The sequence below is a fragment of the Amycolatopsis taiwanensis DSM 45107 genome (assembly GCF_000519205.1).
Taxonomy (GTDB): domain Bacteria; phylum Actinomycetota; class Actinomycetes; order Mycobacteriales; family Pseudonocardiaceae; genus Amycolatopsis_E; species Amycolatopsis_E taiwanensis.
In genome coordinates, this window is the sequence record NZ_JAFB01000048.1 from 16,115 (window position 1) to 35,548 (window position 19,434).

15 protein-coding genes and 2 pseudogenes are annotated in these 19,434 nt (G+C 66.5%); 8 read left to right on the forward strand and 9 right to left on the reverse strand.

Going from position 1 to position 19,434, the window contains the following annotated elements; all coding sequences use genetic code 11:
- Positions 1-23 precede the first annotated feature (23 nt).
- Complete coding sequence (locus tag A3CU_RS50185; protein ID WP_169739719.1) at positions 24-623, reverse strand: tetratricopeptide repeat protein; 600 nt, start codon at positions 621-623, stop codon at positions 24-26.
- A 48-nt stretch (positions 624-671) separates the two neighbouring features.
- Between A3CU_RS50185 and A3CU_RS47625 the strand changes: the two genes are divergently transcribed.
- From A3CU_RS47625 to A3CU_RS0131210, 4 genes are all read left to right on the forward strand, one after another.
- The gene (locus tag A3CU_RS47625) at positions 672-3,116 is read left to right on the forward strand and encodes an ATP-binding protein (RefSeq protein WP_052372491.1); all 2,445 of its coding nucleotides are present in this window, start codon (positions 672-674) and stop codon (positions 3,114-3,116) included.
- Positions 3,117-3,471: 355 nt separating this feature from the next.
- Complete coding sequence (locus A3CU_RS47630; protein ID WP_063628930.1) at positions 3,472-5,001, forward strand: TIGR02677 family protein; 1,530 nt, start codon at positions 3,472-3,474, stop codon at positions 4,999-5,001.
- Entirely contained in the window at positions 4,998-6,257 is a 1,260-nt protein-coding gene (locus tag A3CU_RS0131205; protein WP_027945568.1) for a TIGR02678 family protein, read from the forward strand. The genes A3CU_RS47630 and A3CU_RS0131205 overlap by 4 nt, the downstream gene beginning before the upstream one ends.
- On the forward strand, positions 6,254-7,243 hold the full coding sequence (locus A3CU_RS0131210; RefSeq protein ID WP_027945569.1) for a hypothetical protein: 990 nt from the start codon (positions 6,254-6,256) through the stop codon (positions 7,241-7,243). The genes A3CU_RS0131205 and A3CU_RS0131210 overlap by 4 nt, the downstream gene beginning before the upstream one ends.
- Positions 7,244-7,270: 27 nt before the next feature.
- Here A3CU_RS0131210 and A3CU_RS54800 read toward each other — a convergent pair whose 3' ends face one another.
- The 4 genes from A3CU_RS54800 to A3CU_RS0131230 form a co-directional block, all read right to left on the reverse strand.
- Complete coding sequence (locus tag A3CU_RS54800) at positions 7,271-8,077, reverse strand: hypothetical protein (RefSeq protein WP_063628931.1); 807 nt, start codon at positions 8,075-8,077, stop codon at positions 7,271-7,273.
- Position 8,078: 1 nt separating this feature from the next.
- A complete protein-coding gene (locus A3CU_RS0131220; RefSeq protein WP_084144025.1) occupies positions 8,079-9,449 on the reverse strand; it encodes a molybdopterin-dependent oxidoreductase in 1,371 nt (456 codons plus the stop codon).
- Positions 9,450-9,763: 314 nt separating this feature from the next.
- Entirely contained in the window at positions 9,764-10,507 is a 744-nt protein-coding gene (locus tag A3CU_RS0131225; protein ID WP_027945571.1) for a TIGR04282 family arsenosugar biosynthesis glycosyltransferase, read from the reverse strand.
- Positions 10,504-11,226 carry a glycosyltransferase family 2 protein gene (locus tag A3CU_RS0131230; protein ID WP_052372493.1) on the reverse strand — a complete coding sequence of 241 codons (723 nt, stop codon included), beginning with the start codon at positions 11,224-11,226 and terminating at the stop codon, positions 10,504-10,506. The genes A3CU_RS0131225 and A3CU_RS0131230 overlap by 4 nt, the downstream gene beginning before the upstream one ends.
- A gap of 307 nt (positions 11,227-11,533) precedes the next feature.
- Between A3CU_RS0131230 and A3CU_RS0131235 the strand changes: the two genes are divergently transcribed.
- On the forward strand, positions 11,534-12,802 hold the full coding sequence (locus A3CU_RS0131235; protein ID WP_245617440.1) for a hypothetical protein: 1,269 nt from the start codon (positions 11,534-11,536) through the stop codon (positions 12,800-12,802).
- An 81-nt stretch (positions 12,803-12,883) separates the two neighbouring features.
- Here the strand turns inward: A3CU_RS0131235 and A3CU_RS0131240 are convergent, their stop codons facing one another.
- On the reverse strand, positions 12,884-13,948 hold the full coding sequence (locus A3CU_RS0131240; RefSeq protein WP_027945574.1) for an NAD-dependent epimerase/dehydratase family protein: 1,065 nt from the start codon (positions 13,946-13,948) through the stop codon (positions 12,884-12,886).
- Positions 13,949-14,154: 206 nt separating this feature from the next.
- On the opposite strand from A3CU_RS0131240, the pseudogene A3CU_RS0131250 reads away from it, so the two are divergent.
- The 3 genes and pseudogenes from A3CU_RS0131250 (at position 14,155) to A3CU_RS0131265 (ending at position 17,195) form a co-directional block, all read left to right on the forward strand.
- Positions 14,155-15,188: pseudogene (locus tag A3CU_RS0131250) on the forward strand (IS3 family transposase).
- 150 nt (positions 15,189-15,338) lie between these two features.
- A pseudogene (locus A3CU_RS47640) lies at positions 15,339-16,509 on the forward strand (IS3 family transposase).
- A 302-nt stretch (positions 16,510-16,811) separates the two neighbouring features.
- On the forward strand, positions 16,812-17,195 hold the full coding sequence (locus A3CU_RS0131265; RefSeq protein ID WP_027945578.1) for a hypothetical protein: 384 nt from the start codon (positions 16,812-16,814) through the stop codon (positions 17,193-17,195).
- 74 nt (positions 17,196-17,269) lie between these two features.
- Here the strand turns inward: A3CU_RS0131265 and A3CU_RS0131270 are convergent, their stop codons facing one another.
- From A3CU_RS0131270 to A3CU_RS54075, 3 genes are read right to left on the reverse strand one after another with little or no spacing between them, the layout of a single operon-like run.
- Positions 17,270-17,788 carry a hypothetical protein gene (locus tag A3CU_RS0131270; RefSeq protein ID WP_027945579.1) on the reverse strand — a complete coding sequence of 173 codons (519 nt, stop codon included), beginning with the start codon at positions 17,786-17,788 and terminating at the stop codon, positions 17,270-17,272.
- Positions 17,785-18,552, reverse strand: a complete 768-nt coding sequence (locus A3CU_RS47645; protein WP_211246562.1) for a tyrosine-type recombinase/integrase — start codon at positions 18,550-18,552, stop codon at positions 17,785-17,787. The genes A3CU_RS0131270 and A3CU_RS47645 overlap by 4 nt, the downstream gene beginning before the upstream one ends.
- Positions 18,553-18,569: 17 nt before the next feature.
- A complete protein-coding gene (locus A3CU_RS54075) occupies positions 18,570-18,866 on the reverse strand; it encodes a site-specific integrase (protein WP_211246563.1) in 297 nt (98 codons plus the stop codon).
- Positions 18,867-19,434 lie beyond the last annotated feature (568 nt).

Genomic DNA, 19,434 nt, shown 5'->3' on the forward strand with positions numbered 1-19,434 from the left:
GTCCGCCTGATCCGCTGCGCCTCCTATAGGTTTGTCAGCGCGTCGTCGAGCAACCCCAATTCGCGGTACAGCTCGCCGAGCCGGAGCCGGGACCGGCCCTCCCGCACGAGCTGACGGTTCGACGTGGCGACCGACTGCGCCTGATTCAGACTTTCCAGCGCCTCGGCATACCGGCCCATCCGCCGGTGCACATCACCGATGCCAGCGAGGGCATGGCTTTCCCCATCCGCGTTCCCGGTCTGGCGGAACAGAACGAGCCCCAGCCGGAAGCTGGCCAGCGCCTCGTCCAGGCGACCGAGCACCGCCAGCACCTCAGCCAGTTCCACCCGCAACACACCCTCCTGATATGGATCGCGTCCGGCGCACAGCTGGACCGCCCGATCGGCATGCTGGAGCGCCTCCGCGAACTCGCCGAGCCGTGCGCAAACGACGACCAGGGCTTCAAGCGTGCCCGCCTCGAACTGACGATGCTTCGCTTCCCGGTGAGCCCCCAGCGCCAGATGGAGGTGGTCACGTGCCTCAGCCATCCGCCCGTGGTGGCGATACACCCTGGCCAGATCAGCGAACGCGACCTGCTGCTGCCAGCACTCCGCGTTGTTGGCATCGAGGGCAATCGCATCCACCAACTTGACGGTCTGCCTCGCGGCCATGATCGGCGCTTTCTCGACGTCATGGACGTGACCATCAGTGGCAAAGCGCTTGTCCCGGCATTCGGCAGCAAGCTCGGGGGCCGCCTGCGCGTACTGCTCGCTTGGGGCCAGCCGAGCGCGCAGCTACTGCTCAGCTACGCCGACCAGGACAACTCCGGCGACAGCCTGCTTGTCGCCTACTTCGGCACGATGAGCGCACAGAGTCGCCGGGAACTCGCCCAACACGCTGTCATGGGCAACCGCACCGCACCGGTTGTGGTCCTCGACGACGCAGCCCTCGCCTACCTGGCCGCACACGGCAACCGACAGATCGACGCCACGATGAGCGTGCTTTTGCCGTTCAGTAACGTGAACCCGTACGTCAGCAAGAAGCGCGGGCTGGTAGCCGAGGAAATGTTCTACGGCCGCGACGCCGAACGAAAGAGCGTGCTCGACCCGGACGGCACCCAGTTGCTCTACGGTGGCCGGGGGCTCGGCAAATCCGCGCTGTTGCGCAGCGCGGGGCATCTGTTCGAAACACAGGGCGTACCCGGCGAGCGGGTCGTCCTATATCTCAGCCTCGACACCGTTGGCATCCGCGCCGGGTCCGCGATCGGACCGGAGGCGATCTGGGACGCGCTGCTGCGCGATCTCGCACACCACGGTGTCATCACCCCACCGCGACGACAGCCCAGCCACAACAACCCCCACGAGCAGGTCCGCACCGGGTTGCTTCGTTGGCTCGCCGAAGATTCCCGCCGACGGATGCTCATCCTCCTGGACGAGACCGACCGGTTCTTCGAATCAGATGCGCCAGAATTCTTCCAGACCAACCGGCTCAAGGAACTGGGCCTGACCACCGACGGCCGCATCAAAGTCGTCTTCGCCGGGCTGCACTCGGTGCAACGCTACGCCAAGAGCGCCCGCAACGGCCCATTCAGTCACCTCGCGCAACGCCCCACCGTCATCGGGCCGCTCCGGCCGCAATGGGCCGCGAATCTGCTCACCCGTCCGCTGCATTCGCTCGGGTACCGGTTCGCAGACGACGACCTGGTCAACCGCGTCCTCGGGTACTGCTCTTACCAGCCATTCCTCCTCCAGATGTTCGGCTGGCGCCTGGTGGCCACGATGCACACCCGCCGAGCCGCCGACGTCGCCAACGTCGAGCCGCCATACGTGATCACTTACACCGATGTCGTCACCGTCGAGAGCGATGTCGACCTCAAGGCGGACATTAGCGCCGCGTTCCATGACACGCTGCACCTCGACCCGCGGTACAACGTGATCGCGAACGTTCTTGCCCATCACGCGCATGAGTCCGGCCTAGACGCACGACTGTCCGATGTGGAACTTCGCGAGGAGTGCTTGGGCTGGTGGGAAGCCGGTTTCGCGACCCTCGATGTGGAGGGGTTCCGCGCGTACCTGCAGGAGATGGTCGGTCTCGGCGTGCTCGCCCCGAACAACGACGGCCGGGGCTGGCACCTGCGCAGCCCGAACGTGTTGCTCATGATCGGGTCGAAGGACGACGTGATCACCCAGCTCGTCGGGGCGGCGACCCTATCAGTGCCTGACGAGTTCATTGCACTGGAGACCCGCCCGGAGCTGCCTGACGGGCGGCGCTCGCCGCTGACCGCGGCACAGATCGACGACGTACTCGGCGACCACGCAAACCAGGTCCGCGTCATCCTCGGCTCACCCGCAACGGGAATCGACGACGTTGCTCAAGCCGTGCGCCTGGCCGCCGACGTGGGTAACAGGTTTACCGTCCCGGCGATCACCAGCCGCAGGCAGTTCGAGGAAGAGCTCGTTGCCGGCCAGCCCGGTCAGCGCCGCGTCGTGCTTACCGACCTCGTCGCCCTCGCTCCACGCGACGAGGCGTGCATCGCCGCGCTGACCGCAGCGCTCGAGCAGCGTCCGCAACGACCTGGGGTAACGCGCTCGGCCGTTATCATCGCGGGGCTGCAGCAGATGAGCTTGTGGCGGACGGTGGTGCGCCAAGCAGGTCACACTCCGGCGCTCGGCGCAGTCACCTTGCGCCGCTACGACCGAAAGACCCTGAGCGTGTGGGCGCTGGCGAGTGAAAAGTTCAGCGTGCAGGAAAGGCTGGAACGGCTGCTGGAGGTCACCGGTGGTTGGCCGATACTCGTCGAACAGGCCGCGGCACGGGTCGCGGCCGGCAACGACGAGGGTCAAGCGTTGGCCGCCCTCGCCGACGAGTTGGCGTCACCAGCTGGCGCGGCAGCGTTCGTTGACGCGGTCGGCGTCGCCGCTGACGAGGAGTTGGTCAAGGCATTCGCATCGATGCTCACTCTCGTCGACAGCGCCAGTGTCACCCTCGCCGACCTCGTTACGGCTGCATCGATGGCGGTCGACGACCCGGACACTGCGGTGGCATGCCTGCAAGCTCTCGGTGTGTTCGACATTGACGCGGATGGGAAGTACCGGCTTGAACCGCTGCTGGCCCGCTCCTGGCCGCACCGCGCTTGACCTACGCAAGCGGAGCTGGAACAGGCACGCCAGCGGAACCGAGACCGAGGACCGGCGTGTTCATGGTCGTGAGTCGTTGACACCCGACTTGAGACAGGACGGAGAGGCCGACGTACAGCTGGGCGGAGTTGGTGAAAAAGTGCCCTTGGTGATCTCCACGCCGGGACGCTCCTGTAGCCATACCGTCGACATCACTTCGGTGGTCCTGGGGGCTCGGCCGTCGTGTCCGGTCGGGCCACACTGCATGACGCGGCGACGCTGATATCTCACGTGCGGACCGGTACTTGTTAGATGCGTTACGCGAGAAGCGTGCAGGCCGATAACGTAGAGGCAACGCACGTGAGGGGAATGAGGTGTGAACCAGAGCAACGAGGGGCAGGATGCGCCGGCAGCAAACGAACGAACGCGGTTATTCGCGTACCTGACTTCGAGCCAGGCGAGGGAATACCGCGTGATTATGGACCTGTTTACAGGGCCATTGCTGACGGACCTCTCCGCTGCCGAGGTGGCTCAGCAGCTTGCTGACCGCGGTATCACACTGTCAATCGACGACGCGACTGTCCGGTGCGAGCAGTTGCAAGCGTGGGGAAATCTCGTGCGCGGGGTTCGCGACGCTCGTGTCCCGACAGTGCGGGACTTCCTTCGCTCGCGGAGTCGCTATCAGGCTTCGAAACTGGGTGGTCGTGTCCACCGTGATGCGGAGGCGGTCCTCGCGGCGGGGGGAGGGGCACAGGAGGTTGCCCGGGAGCTTCTTGGCGCCATGTTGGAATTGCTGGATCGGATTCTCGGGCGCCTGCGGGAGCCGCTGCCGGACGCGGAGGCACTCGCGGCCGATGTCACGACGGTCTTCAACAACCAGCAGCTGTTCAACGAGAGCGTCCGGGACTTCTATGCGTACCTGAACGCGGTATTGTCCCGGTATGACCTCGCCGGTGACGAGTACCAGCGGTTCAAGGAGCTGCTGCTCGAGTACATCGACCTGATCACCGCCGACGTGTCGCGCCACGCCCCGGCCATCGTGGCGCGCTGTGAACGGTTGATGCCCGACCTTGATGGTGTTCTCCGAGTGTTGAACAGCCTGCCGGTGCTGGTCATGCCGGACGGCACCCCGGTTGATCGCCTTCCTGGACGACATCGGTCCGACTGGGAGCAACTGTACGACTGGTATAGCGGCCGGAGCGGACGTTCGGGACCGGAGACTCTCCGTTCGGCGGCCAATCAGGCGTTGCGGCAGTTGCTGACCAACGCGAAACGGATGCTCGCCGCCGCCGGGACTGGCGTTAGCCGGCGAGGCGATCTTTTGAAGCTGGCCGGGTGGTTCGCCGGGGCGGACGACGAGTCCGCGCACCGGCTCTACGCCGCTACCTTCGGGATCTACCCGGCCCGGCACCTGTTCGGTGGTCCGGAGGAGCCGGGCGTCCGGGACGGCGTCAACACGTCGTGGTGGGACGCGACGCCAGTGGACGTGCCCGTCAGCCTGCGCGATCGAGGCGACCGGAACGCGCGCGGACGCACCTCGTCCGTGCCCGATCCCGGATTCGACCAGGAGCGGCTGCTGCGCGAGGCAGAACTCGAGGCACGCACGCGTCAGGCGGCAGCCGACGAACTCGTCGCGGCCGGTGCGCTTCATGGAGCGCGGGTAAGCCCCGCCGCGCGTGAGCTGCTGCTGGAGTTGCTCGGGGCGTTGCTCGCTCGCCACCAGGACCATATGCTCTCTGCCCGGGTGACCGACACGAATCTCGACCTGGAGGTCACCGCTGAGCCCGCGCCGGGCGACCGGACTGCGATCAACGCCTCGGACGGCACGGTGATCGTGCACGATCTGCGGCTGGTTGCAAGTCGTTCGATCGACAGCGCGGTCGGACGACCGGAGCGCACGGCATGACCGACACCGCCGGCGGCACCCAGGAGCACAAGGCGGAAGGCCGTCGATCAGCGGCACGCGTCCTGCTGATGAACCCCATGATCACCGTGGCCAGGCACCCGGAGGAACTCGCGCTGATCCGCGGCCATGCCCCGGAGCTCAGGCGCGCGTTCAGCCGGCTGCTCGGGTACCAGCTGGTGGTCGAATCCACCTTCGCTCGGCTGCTGAAATCCCCGCTCAGCAGCGATACCATCGTTCGTCCGGCGTTCGCGCACAACGACAAGCCGTTCACGGCGCGGACCTACACCTATCTGTCGCTGGTCTGCGCCAGCCTCCTCTCGCCTCATACCGGCGAGCAGATTCTGATGAGCTCTTTGATCGAACAGGTCCGCGCCGACGCGGTCACCGCCGGTGTGACGGTGGAGGACACGGGGAGTGAGCGCAGGCACCTGGTGCGTGCGATCGGCTTGCTGGTGGACTGGGGTGTCCTGTCCGAGACCGACGGATCGGTCGCCGGGTGGGAGCATCGGCAGGAAGAAGCCCTCCTGGACGTACACCGGCCGCTTCTGCCGCACCTGCTGACGCGCACCCTGCGAGACGTGGACGATCCCACGCACTTGCTCGACGGTACCGATCCGGCCACGTCCGAGCAGCCGCGTCGCGGCCTCCGGCGCAAGCTCGTCGAGAACCCACTCGTGCGCCGTGAAGATCTTCCCGAGTCCGAACGTGACGTCCTGTCCCGTGAGCGGCGTGAGCTGACCAGGGTACTCGACGAATGGTTCGGTCTGGTGCTGGAAGCGCGGGCGGAGGGGCTACTCGCTTACGATGTCGACGAAGAGCTCAGCGACGTCCGGTTCCCCGGCACCGGCACGGTTGCGCACACGGCATTGCTGCTGCTGAACGCGCTGCTCGACGAACTCAGACCGACGGCGGAGAACACGGTGGTCGCCGATGGACGCGTCGTGCCGGGAGCTCTTGCCCCGTGGCCCTTGGTCTCCTCTACCGTGGAGCTGCTCGTCGAGCAGTACGGTGGCACGTTCGCCAAGCAGTATTCCGCCAATGCGGACCAGCTCCAGTCGGAGGTCGTCGACCTGCTGGAGTCGGTCTGCCTCGCAACGTCCACGGACGGCGGCCTGGTGCTGCACCCGGCCTGCGCCCGGTACCGGCCCGAGCCGCGCCGGGCACCGGCGCGGACTCGCGCACTACGCCGCCTGGAGACAGACGACAGTTACTCGCTCTTCCCGGACACCCCGCTCGGCGACCAGGAGACCTCGTGACCGAGTCACTGACCACTGTGGATGAAGAACTCGCCCCCACACAGCCGAAGCACTACCCTCACCGCTGGCGCATGTCCCGGGCCGGAATCGTGAACGTGTGGTACTACTACGACATCGAGTTCGTGTTCACCGGCGGCCGGATGATCCTGCGGGGCACGAACGGCGCGGGTAAGAGCAGGGCGCTGGAGATGCTGCTGCCCTTTCTGCTCGACGCCGACCGCCGCAAGATGGACGCAACCGGTTCGGGCAAGGTCAGGCTCGAGGATCTGATGCGGCACGGCGCCCAGGGACAAACCAACCGGCTCGGCTACCTCTGGCTGGAACTGACCCGCGAGGCGGGCCAGGAGAGGCACGATTTCCTCACCATCGGTGCGCTGGTGCGGTTTTCCGCGAGCACCGGGGAGGCCAAGCCGTGGTATTTCACCACCGGCAAGCGAGTCGGGATCGATTTGTCCTTGATGGACGACCGGCGCCAGCCCTTGTCCCGAGACCAACTCGGCGAACTCATCGGCGTCGATCTGATCACCGACAGGGCGGAGATCCACCGTGACCGGATCGGCTCGCTGGTGTTTGGGTTAACCGGACAAACTGGCCGCGAACGCTATGCGGGCCTCCTGCAGCTGCTGCACACCCTGCGGGCGCCAGACATGGGCAACCGCATCGACGAGGGCAACCTGCCCAAGATCCTCTCCGACGCGTTGCCGCCGCTGTCCGAGACGACACTCCGTGAGGCGGGTGAGCGTCTCGACTCCCTCAAGGACGCCCGCGATGAGCAGCGCAGGCTCCTGGCGGCGGTCGAGCTGATCCGGATCGGTGCGAGTGCAAGCGAGCTTGGCCTTGAGGCTTGCCCTGTCGACCGGATCGCGACACTTCGACGCCGGTCTACAAGGTCCGCCCGTTTCTGGCGTGCCAGCGCCCCAGTTGGTAGCGGCGGGCGATCGGCCGTGACCTCGGTGCCAGCGGACACCACCCTTGCCTGGATCTGATCGGCTCCAGAATCCGAGCCCCTACCACTACGTCGACGGTCTGGCCGCGATCAGTGAGCGAGCGGACTCGACGAGGTTTCCTGGATCGGCCAGCGGCACTTCCCGCTGCTGGGGGTGTGCGGTGTCGATCCCGCGCGCGACGAGCACGCCTCGGTCCTTCAGCCATTGGACCTCGGCGAGCTGATTCCAGCCGATCCGGTGCCATCTCGGCGGCTGCTCACCGGTCGAGTAGTACAGGGCGCGCGTTGAGGCCACGGCGCCTGCTTGGCCGAGCACCTGGTAGCCGATGGCCAATATCCGCTCGCCGTGTCCGAGCATGGCCCGCACCGGCGCCAGGGCCCTGCGGCTGGGCGCGCTGGCCCGGCGCAGCGCCAGGGTGTACGCGACGGCACTGACGCCGAACATCGCTGCCGACAGCAGCAGCCACCGGGCCAGATATGGCTGTTGGGTCTGTCCGGTGGCCGCCAGGTACGTCGGCGCGCCCTGTTCGATGATGCCCGGGAGGAACAACAGGAAGGTCAGTCCGACGCCCAGCGCCGGCACCCTGAGGTAGTTCAGCGGGGACACCAGCGGCGTTCTCGTCGCCGCGCGGCGTGCCGGCAGCCGACGCGTCAGGGCGGCAAGTGAGCGGTCCGCCAGGGCGTACAGCGGGAACAGCACCAGGTCGTGCCCGATGACCGCGGCGAGGAACCACGCCAGCATGATCGGCCACGCCGGATCGGTGGCGGCGTGCAGCGCGGCGTAACCAGCCAGCGCGAAACAGCCGAGCAGGACCAGCAGGTGCAGCGGGCGCTGACCGTAGAAGCTGCGTATCCGAGCGATGACGGTGTGCATGTCACTGGTTCCGGAACTTGATGGAGGAGACCCATTTGGTGCAGTGGACGCCCGGCAGCGCCGGAACGATGATCCGCGCCGGGTAGCCGTGGTCGATCGATAGGTCAGCCCCGTTGACCCGCAGCGCGAGTAGGGAGTCCGGGTCGAGAACCTGGTTTGCCTGCAGGGTGGCCTGGTTGAAGGCTCCGTTTCGTTCCAGCGAGCGGACGTGCGCCGAACTCGGTTCGGGCACGCCGGCCAGGGTGGCCAGGTCCCGCAACCGCACACCGGTCCAGGTCTGTGTGGTGGACCAGCCCTCCACGCACGCGATCGGCAACGTGGCGCTGTATTGCGGCATCGCCAGCAGTTGCGCACGGTCAAACTGCCAGGGTTGCGGTCCCCCGTGCAGAAGCAGCCGCCAGCCGACGCCGGTGTCCCGCACGGTGATTCCGGCCGCGGCCGCGGCGCGGTTGATTTGGAAGTCAGTCGGGCCGTTGCCGTAGGAACGACCACGGGGCAGCAGCAGCGCGGCGGGCCGGGTGACCCCGCCGATGGCCTGCCCTGCGGTGAGCACCGCCACCAGCAGCGAGCCGCCACCCACCAAAGCCAGCGCGGCACGGCGGCTCATCGTCGGCACGGCTGGCGCAGCGGCGACCAAGCTGTCCTCAGCGTCGTCCGACTCGGGTCGGGTGTCCGTACGGGACGTGCGCAGCATGGCCCGCATCGACCGCGACCGCAGCACGCTGATCATCCGGCGCAGTTTCAGCGCCACGTGTACCACGAAGGCGCCGATGAACACCCAGGCGCCATAGTAGTGCGCCGTGTAGAAGCTGAAGCCGAACACGTAGTCGTACTGGATGTTCAACACGCCGGTGACGATCTCGAACAGGATTCCGCCGACCAGCAGCAACAACGACAGCCGTTCCAGCACCTGGGCGATCGAGCGGGCCGGCGGCCAGCTGAACAGCCTCGGCACCACCGACCACAGCTTGGCAACGACCACGGGGATGAGCACCAGGCCCACGACGACGTGCAGCCCCTCGGTGAGCCGGAACAGCCACGACGGGCGGGTCGGCCAGGCAAACAACGGCAGGTGCAGCCATCCCACATCGTTCGGGATCGCCTGCCCGAACTGCGGACCGTAGGCGATGTAGTCCAGCAGGCCGGTGATGATCACCAGCGGTAGGGTCGCCACCAGCACGGCACCGAACACCGACGTCAGCCATGGTCCGCGCAAGGGACTGCGCCAGGCGCGCGTCCGGCCGAGACCAGGCGGGCGATGCCGCGCCAGTGCCTGCCACAATCGGGCCGGAAACCCGTAGGACGACGTGTGCTCTGTCGCCCGATGCTCCGGTCTCTGCGGTTCGCCGGTGCCGCGTTGGTTGGATGCCATGACCATCCATGAACCGGTTCCGGTGGGATATTACGCCGCGCCGGCCGGCCCGACCTCCATTCCACCATCGTGCGAGCGTGCTTTCGCCGAGGCTAGGACAGCTTTTCGCCACCGGCCAGCCACTCGCGGAGTAGGTAAGTGATCCGTCATATCTGGCATGCCGAGGGGGCGCTTGCTTATTTGATAAAGCGGCGTCGCGCTTGCGCCGGCCAGCGCACCCGAAAGCCCGCCGCTGCGGTCGTGACGACACAATGCGTCCACGCCAAAACCGTACCAATTCGAGGAGAATCCCGCGCAGCGCAATGGGCAGGTTTTCATATTCCGTGAAGACTTGCCGTGACGTCCGCCACCGCCGCGGCGAACCGGCTTGCCGGTACGGTCGCGGCCACCCGCGTGGCGGTCGGCATGTCATCCACGTCGGATAGCGTCGTCGCCAGCGTGACTGCTAGACCCTCGCGCCGGAGCGCTTCACAGGTGCGCCTTCCGGTGTCCGCCCGCGACATCGCCACATCCCCCAACACCTCAGCATGCCGGGGATCACGCAAGCCCAGCGCCCACCAACCGCCGTCGGATGCCGGGCCGAGCACCGCCTCAGCGCACGTGGACCCCCAACCAGGAAACGGATTCCTCGCCGCGTGGGGTGCCGGACGCGCCAACGGCCCAGCGGTTTCGGCGAGCAACTCGGGGGTGACCTGCGGAGTGTCCATGCCGATCTGCAACACCGGAAGCCCAGGCCAGCACAGTGCGGCGTCCGCATGGGCATGGACGAGTCGCTCGGCGAAATCCGCACCACGTTGGGTGATGATCCTCGTTGAGGCCAACATCCCACGTAGCTCGCCGTCTCGTGGGGCTCGGGAAAGGTGCCCGGTCATCGCGACCACCGGGGCCGCCCTCGGGGTCTGCAGCACCGTCGTCAACGTATCCAACAGAGCCGCCGCGGCGATGCCGGCGGCCTGCTCCGGCGTGGCCGGCGGGCACAACCGGGTCTTCGCCTGTCCGGGCACCGGGGCCTTGGCGACCACCAGCAGGCAGAATCGTGCCGTTGAGAATGCGGTCATGGCCGCTTGCCTGCCGTGACCTTGGTGTCGCCACCGACTCGCCGCCACACCGCTGCCATGTCCCGGATCGCGCGGGCCGTGCCACGCACCGAACCGGACACCTTCGATGTGGTGCCCTTCGCCCTACGCCGGTAGCTGACGTCGAGTTCGATCACCCGCCAGTTCGCCGCAGCCGCCCGGACCAGCAGTTCCAGCGGATAGCCGAAGCCGCGGTCGGTGATCCCGAGGTCCAGCAGTTCGGCGCGGCGAAACGCCCGGACCGGTCCGATGTCGTGCACCGGCAGCCCCCCGTGGCGCAGCAGCGCGGCCAGCACCGCGTTACCGGCCCGGCCATGCCACGGCCAGGCGTCGCGGCTGACCGGCAGGCGCCGCCCCACCACCAGGTCAGCCGAGCCGAGACGAACCGGCTCGACCACCCGAGGCAGCTCCGCCGGGTCCAGCGAGCCGTCCGCGTCCAGCACACAGACCACGTCGGTGCTGGCCGCTTCGATGCCAGTGTGCACGGCCGCCCCGTATCCGCGTCGGGTCTCGTGCACGACGCGGGCGCCATGCGCAGTGGCGATCTCCGGTGAACCGTCCCGCGAGCCATTGTCCACCACGACGGGCCGAAACCCGTCGGGCAGCGCCTCAAGCACGCTGGGTAGCGCCGCAGCCTCGTCAAGGCACGGTAGTACCACATCGACTACACACTCTGTCGCGGTATACGAATCAGCGGCCATGCCGCCATTCACTCCGGATTGTCTACTGTCCATCGAAATCACGCTCAGCACCGAAACGGCGGTCGGAAACGCCTGAGTCCCTTACCACAGTGTGACGGCATACTGATATCAAGGAAGCCTAGCGGATCGTCCGGCCGCTCATCGAAACGGCCGGGTACGCATTACGGTCAGAAAGTGACAGTGTGTGCGGCGGGAATCGGCAGACGGCGGCCCGGATGCGATTGGCGAACGACGCGAACGCGGTAGTGTACTCGCCGACCTCGGGGCCGGCGCGGTAGCGCTTCTGTTGGTTGCGGCCGCCGGCATTGTGATCACATGGCTGCACTGGTATCCCGTATGGAGGATCTACGCGTTCGCGCCGCCGCTGTACGGCGCTTGGCTGCCGCATGTCGGCTGGGGAACTCCGGTGGCCACCGTGCTGGCGGTCGCTGTGCTGGCACGCGGCCCCGAGTTGGCGCGGCGGCTGGCGTGGAGGCGGCTGTGCGTGCTGGCCTATCTGGCTACCGTGGCCTGGACACTGGCCTTGGCGATGATCGACGGCTGGCAGGGCTTGGCCAGCCGGCTGGCCGTGTCGACGGAGTACCTGCACGACGTGCCACGAGTCACCAACATCACCGCCATGCTGCACGCCTTTACCAGCCACATCATCGCTGGTCAGCCGGATTCCTGGACTGTGCAGGTGTCCGGCCACCCGCCGGGTGCGTTCCTGGTGTTCGTGTGGCTGGACCGGATCGGCCTCGGCGGTGGCGGGCCGGCCGCGTTGGCCTGTGCGCTTGTCGGCTGCCTCGCCGCGGTAGCGGTCCCAGCGACGATCAGGACACTCGGCGACGAACAGACCGCACGGGCCGCAGCGCCCTTCGCGGTGTTGTTTCCTGGGGCCGTGTGGGTCGGGGCGTCCGCCGACGGCCTGTTCACCGGGGTGACCTCGGTCGGTGTGTTGCTGGTGGCACACGGTGCCACCCGCCTGCGCGGTTCCCTCCGCTGGTCGCGCGCGATCGGCGGGCCAGCGATGAGTGTGGCCGGTGGCGCGCTACTCGGCTTCGGCCTGTTTCTGTCCTACGGCCTGGTGTTGATGGCGCCGATCGCGGCGGCGGCGTGCTGGGCGGCGCGCAGCTGGCGGGCCCCGGTGTGTGCGGCGCTCGGTGCCGCCGCCGTGGCCGGCGCCTTCGCCGCGGCTGGATTCTGGTGGCTGGACGGGTATCACCTGGTTGTACGGCGCTACTACCAGGACGTCGGATTCACCCGCCCCTACAACTACTGGGTATGGGCGAACCTGGCCAGCCTCGTGTTGGCGGCTGGCCCGGCAGCGGCGCCTGGCCTGCGCCGGGCCGTGCTGGTCATGCCGCGTCGCACGGGCGGCCCCGTGGTAGCGCTGGTAATCGGCGCCGCCATCGCCATGGCCGTGGCCGACCTGTCCGGCTTGGCCAAAGCGGAAGTGGAGCGAATTTGGCTACCGTTCGCGGCATGGCTGACCTCGGCCGCCGCGCTGCTACCCGCGGCGTCCCGTCGGTGGTGGCTACTCGGCCAGGCGCTGACCGCACTCGCCGTACACCACCTGGTCCTGGCCCCTTGGTGAGGCCGACGCGGGGCGCGAGGTATTGACATCATGCTGCGTCGTCGAACCCAGCCAGCGCGACGTGTCGCAAGGACGGACGGTTCACCTGAGGGCGGCCGACTCGCGTAGCGGGTCAGTGGCGAACGCGGCGATCCCCTCGGCGAACCCCACGGTGGCGGCGAAGCCGAGCAGGCGCCGAGCCCTGGCCGGGTCCGCAACGATATGCCGGACATCCGTCGACCGGGCCCCGCCGACAATCTCCGGGGCAGGGCCACCACATGCCTTAGCCAACTCGGCGGCCAACTCACCGACCGTGTGCGGCTCACCGGAACAGACATTCACCGGGACCAGCCAGCCCTGCGACGGCGGGTTCACCACGGCCAGGGCGTTGGCCCGCGCGACGTCCGTGACGTGCACGAAATCGCGCCGTTGCCGGCCGTCCTCCAGCACCGTGGGCGCCACACCGCGCTGCAAGGCCGATCGGAACAGCGAGGCCACCCCGGCATACGGGGTATCACGTGGCATCCTGCGCCCGTAGACGTTGTGATAGCGCAGCGCCCAGACCGTGCCACCTGTCTGCCTGGCCCACCCCTCCGCGAAGTGCTCCCCAGCGACCTTGCTTGCCGCGTAGCTGCTGCGCGGGTCCAGGGGCGCGTCCTCGGGCACCGGCAGCGGCTCCAGCGGGACGGCACACACCGGACACAGCGGCTCGAAACGGCCGGCATCCAGATCGGCTTGACGTCGTGGGCCCGGTCGCACCACGCCATGGGCGGCGCACTCGTAGTGGCCCTCACCGTAGACGACCATCGATGAAGCAAGAACGAGCCGGCGCACCTTTGCCGCATACATCGCGGCCAACAGCACCGCCGTGCCGTACACGTTGTGCGCGGCATAGACGGGAGCGTCGGCAGGGTCCACGCCATGCCCCACCACGGCGGCTTGGTGACACACCACGTCGACACCGGACAACACACGGCCAAGCAAGTCTGCGTCACGAAGGTCACCGGTCACCAGTTCGTGTCCGGCCAACCACTGACCCGGGCCGCTGTCGCCATGCGCCTGCGGCAGGAAATTATCGATTCCTATGACCTCATGGCCCGCGCTGGCCAGCGCATCCGCAACGTGTGAACCAATGAATCCGGCCATTCCGGTGACCAGTACCCGCATAGGCCTCACGCTAGCGTCCAGCTGTCAGCGCGACCATACGGTCTGCCACCCTGTGGCGGCCGACGCCTCGTCGGGATCACGCCTCACGTAAGCAACCTTGCTCACGTCTGACCTTGGCCCTGTTAGCCGGACACATTGGCGTTGCCCCCTGCTGGCGGACTCGGGTGTGTGGAGTCGATGGCTTCTGGTCTGGAAGGCTGTCGATCATGCCAAAGGCTTATCCTGGCGAGTTTCGTGCTCGGGCGGTCGCTCTGGTCCGAGCTGGCAAGCCAGCGCGTCAGGTGGCACACGAGCTAGGGATCAGTGAGTCGTGCCTGCACAATTGGCTCAAGCAGGACCGCATCGACCGTGGTGAACGTCCTGGACTGAGTAGCCGCGAACATGCCGAACTCGCGGCGGCGAAGCGGCGGATCCGCCAGCTGGAGACCGAGCTGGAGGTCCTGCGTGAGGCGTCGAAGATCTACGAGGAGCTGAAAGGCGACCCAAAAGGGCGTTCCCGGTAGTGGCCCGGCTGCTCGAGCGGGGGCTACCGGTCAAGCTGGCCTGTCGCCTGCTGGAGGTCAGCCATTCCGGGTTCTACGAGTGGCGATCCCGGCCGGCCTCGCCCGCGGCGCTGCGTAGGGAATGGCTGACCGGGGTGATCACAGAGATCCATGCCCGATCTCGTGGTACCTACGGCGCACCGCGGGTGCATGCCGAACTGCGGCTGGGGATGGGCATCATGGTCAGCCGTAAAACGGTTGCCAAACTCATGCGGGCGGCCGGGCTGGCCGGGATTCCGCGCCGCCAGACCCGCAAGAACCGCTGCGCCGTGTTGGATGCCTTCAGCCGCAAGATCGTGGGCTGGTCCATCGACAACAGCCAGAACACCACCCTCGTCGTCAATGCCCTCGATATGGCTGTCGACAACCGCAATCCCAAACCTGGCGCCGTATTTCACTCCGATCACGGCGTCCAGTTCACCTCCTGGACGTTCACTAACCGCGTCAAGGAAGCCGGACTGATGCCCTCGCTCGGGACCGTTGGCGACGGCTACGACAACGCGATGATGGAGTCGTTCTGGTCGAAGATGCAGACCGAACTCCTCGATCGAAAGAAGTGGAAAACCCGCACCGAACTGGCCAACGAAATATTTCAATACCTCGAGATCTTCCACAACCGGCAACGCCGACACTCCAAGCTCGGCTACCTCACGCCGGTCGAGTATGAAAGACTCCACGAACTACAACAACCCGCCTGAGACTCCACACACCCGAGTCCGCCAGCAGGGGGCAACGCCAAGGTGTCCGGAATAGAGGGCCAAGCTCATCCCGCCGGCCGAGCTGAGGTGCCGGAAGGTTCTCGGACAGTGGCCCCAACGTAGGATTGGGGTTCACTGACGGGAGTTGTTGTGGCACGGAAGAATTCGCGGTATTCGCCCGAGTTTCGGGAAGCGGCGGCAAAGGAGGTGGTCGAGCGGTCTCGCACGATCGCTGAGGTAGCCCGCGAGTTGGGCGTAGTGGAGCAGACTCTGAATAATTGGGTGAAGAAATACCGCGAGAATCACCCATCCGATGAGCCGGAACTGTCAGTTCCGGAACGTGCCCGGTTGAAGGAATTGGAGCGCCGTGTTCGGGAGCTCGAGCTTGAGAACGAGTTCCTGGGAAAATCGGCGGCCTTCTTCGCGAAGAGGTTCCGGTGACCGGGAAGTACGCGTTCATCGAGTCCGAAGAAGGCAACTATCCGATCGCCCGGATGTGCCAGTGGGCGAAGGTGTCACGGTCGGGTTATTACAACTGGCGGGACCGGCCGCAATCGGCGACTGCGGCTCGGCGTGAAATTTTGGTGGCGCAGGTCAAGTTCGCTTTCGAGCATTCCGACGGCACGTATGGCTACCGGCGCATCCACGCTCAACTGGCGCGCTGGGACACGTGTGTGGATCCGGGGACAGTCCGGTCAATCATGCGCGAACTGGGGCTGGTGGCGTGCCAGCCGCGCCGTTCCGGCCAGTCACGACCATCGCCGGCGACGCGGACGCACTGCCAGACCTCGTGGCCGGCGACTTCGGCGCTGACCGCCCGGGCGTAAAGCTGGTCGGCGATATCACCTATATCCGCACCGCGGAGGGCTGGCTTTATCTAGCGACCGTCCTGGACTGCTTCTCCAAGAAAGTCGCCGGATATGCGATGGCCGACCACCTACGGACCGAACTTGTGGTGGACGCTCTACGCATGGCGGCAGGCAACGTTAGTATCGTTGCAGACGTCACCGTGTTCCACTCCGATCGCGGTACTCAATACCTCTCCGCAGAGTTCGCGGCAGCAACCAGCGAATTGAAGATCATTCGCTCCGTCGGCCGCACAGGAATATGCTACGATAACGCGTGGGCAGAGTCATTCAACGGAACCCTCAAGAACGAGTGTGTCTATCGCACGCAATACCTGACCAGACAACACGCACAACAGGACATAACCCGCTACATCGAGTTGCGATACAATCAGATTCGACTCCATTCGGCGCTTGGTTACCGAACACCCAATGAGGTAGAATCCGACTGGGCCGAACAGAATCAGGCAGCCTGAGAAACCAAAACTCACTGTCCGAAATCTTCCCGGCAGCTCAGTTGGCAACGGTTGACGCCTGTTGTGCGCGGTTGGACACACCAGGCCTGGGAGAGGCCGTTTCCGCGACCCCACAAGCCCGTTTAGTCAAAGACGACCAAGATCGTCTCCCAATTTTCTCCCAAACAGCCCTGTTGATCTTAGTTCAGGCCACACAATGGACAGACAGGCAAGATCAAAAACGAATAGCAAAAAGGTCCGCCGACCTGGGCTTTCACCCAGAACCAGCGGACCCTTCCGACCGTCGGGTACCACCCGAGGCCGTGGCCGCGTGGAGTGAGCTGGCGGGCACCGTCCAGACGGAGCTCGCCCGCGTCGGTATCCCCGCATCGCTGGAGACCGATGTGCCCGGTGACCCCTCGCCGGGGATCCGCATCAGTCTGGGTATCTCCGGGGCGGGATACGGGGTCTACCTCGACTGGCACGCACCACTCGAGGACACGCGACCGTACCAAGAGGCCGTGCATGCGCAGAACAGATCCTCGGAGCTGAGGCTGTACCACATCACGGCCCGCGACATCATGCTGACCGCCGTGCTGGACGTGCTGGCCGCAGCCGGATTCCAGACGTTTATGGACTTCGGTCACCGCTACGAGCGTCACCGGCAGTTCTGGATTCTCAGCCCGCCGACCCACCCCATCAGCTGAACCGTCCGCCGCTGCGGCACGGCACTGCAGGTGAGCACGCTACTTCGCGAGGTTTGGTGAGTGCGGTCGTGTAGTCAACGCCCAGATGTTTGCCGACTCACGTGCCGGGACCAGATGAGGATTGTCGGCGGACTGCTGGGGGCGGCGAATCGAGCGAGGTTGTCGGGGTGTTCCAGTTGGGCCATCACCGCTTTGGACAAGGATCTCGGCGGACCGGTCACCAACCGGGGGTAGTCCTCGGGGAACAGGTCGACCTGGGCAGACAGGCGGGATTCCCAGCCGTGCTGGCGGGCCGCGCGCAGCAGCCCGGCGAGGTTGCTGAGCTGGCCGGTGCGGCCTTTCGGGTTGGGAAATCGTTCGGCCAGGTGCGCCAGATGGACCTCGATCAGCTCCCGGGTCAGCGCCTCGGGTCCGCGGTGGGAACTCGGCGTCCCAGCCGACGCCCTCGACCAGATCACCCAGGTAACCGACCGCGTCCAGCAGGAACCGGCTTCGACCAGGATCACCGGCTGCGCGAACTGCGGACGCAGCCGGGCCGCCAGGCTGGTGCCGGAGTCGGTGTCGCTGTCCGAAATCGGGTGCAGGCGGCTCATGCGATCGGCTCCGCCGTCGCCGACTCATCCAGGAACCCGGCTGCCGCCAGCGCGCGGCGGGCGTCCTCGACGCCCAGATGCGAGTAGGTGTCGACGGTGGTGCTGATGCTGGCATGCCCGTGCAGGTGCTGCACGACCTCGGCGGCGACACCGCGGCGCAGCAGCCCGGTGGCGTAGCTGTGCCGGAACAGGTGGGGCGAGAACGCAATTCCGGTCCGGTCCCGCAACCGGCGCACCAGTCGGTCGACGCTGGCATAGGACATCGGCTCCCCGATCGGAGAGCCCCAAAGGTTGACGAACACGTAGTCGCAGTCCAGCAGCCCGTACTCCTCATGCAGGTAATCGCTATAGAGGCGGAACAATTCGGCGTCAGCGGGAACCTCCCGTGACCACGTTTTCGCCCGCGCCCGATTCACGTTCTCCCGGGGACGCACCACGACCAGCCTGCGACGGGCATCAAGGTCCTCATGCCGCAACCCCAACGCCTCACCGATCCGCAGCCCCGTGACCCTCAACAGACTCAGCAGGAACTTGTCCCGCAACCAGTCGCAGGCATCGATCAGCGCCGTCATCTCCGCCTGGATCAACTCCCGCGGCGGCCGCCGCTCCACCCGCAGTGAAATCGCGCGATGCCGCTCCGGCCGCGCTCCCAGGTGCGCCAGGAACGACTGCCACGACCCACCCCGCCGACCCGGCCGCCACCGCGTCAGCAACTCCCCGAGCGCGACACCGTGCCGCTGATGGAATTCGTAGAACGATGCCAATGCCGACAGCTTCCGATTCACCGTCGCCGCAGCGAGATTCGCCCTACCCACGGCAGCGTTGCCACTCGTCCGTCGCGGGCCTCGCCCGGCAACCGCAGCCAGGTCACGAACCGGCCCAGATCCTCCAACGAGACCCGATCCCATTGCAAACCACGGCATTGCAGGAACTCGAAATAGTCCCGCAGATCATGTGCATAGGCGCGGACCGTGTTCGGGGACCGGTCGATCGCTGTCAGGTGCGCCAGGAACCGGTCCACCGGATCCACGACCAGACCGCTGGCCAGAACGGTCGCCCACTCCGTACTCGACGGCATCACAACCCGCTGCACCCTCAACTCTGATCGTGCCCAGCTCGATGTACGACCGTGATCCCTCGCTGCGCCAGGTGAACGGCCACACGAGCGCGAAGTACGGTCGCCTCTGCGTCGGCGGACCGGGTCACCAGCTACACCGTCAACTTCCTACGGCCCCGCTGGCGGCCGCGAAGGCGATCACGGCGGTCGACGCCCGTGTCCTGTGGACTTACATGGCGGACACCTGTGTGCGGGTCGAGTACGCGAGCGCCGCTCTCCGCTCGGCGTTCGGCCACACTGGGGCGGGATACGGGAGAACGGGGTGGCCAACGACCGGCCCGGAGATCATCCAGGTGTTGTGGCTGTGCGTGGAAGGTCAACCCTGGGCAGACCGGGTAGGTTCGCACCTCCAGGTTCCCGACGGTGAGGTTGCCGTCTGCGGCCGGGCGGAGGACGCGGCGAGTGAAGGTGGAGCGCCACAGCTAGGTGCCGCTTTTGGTGAACACATACTCATACGATGGCTGTTCAGGTGCTGCCGCAGCAACTCGACGAGGAACGGTGGTAGATGCACGCGGCGGGCCGACGACGC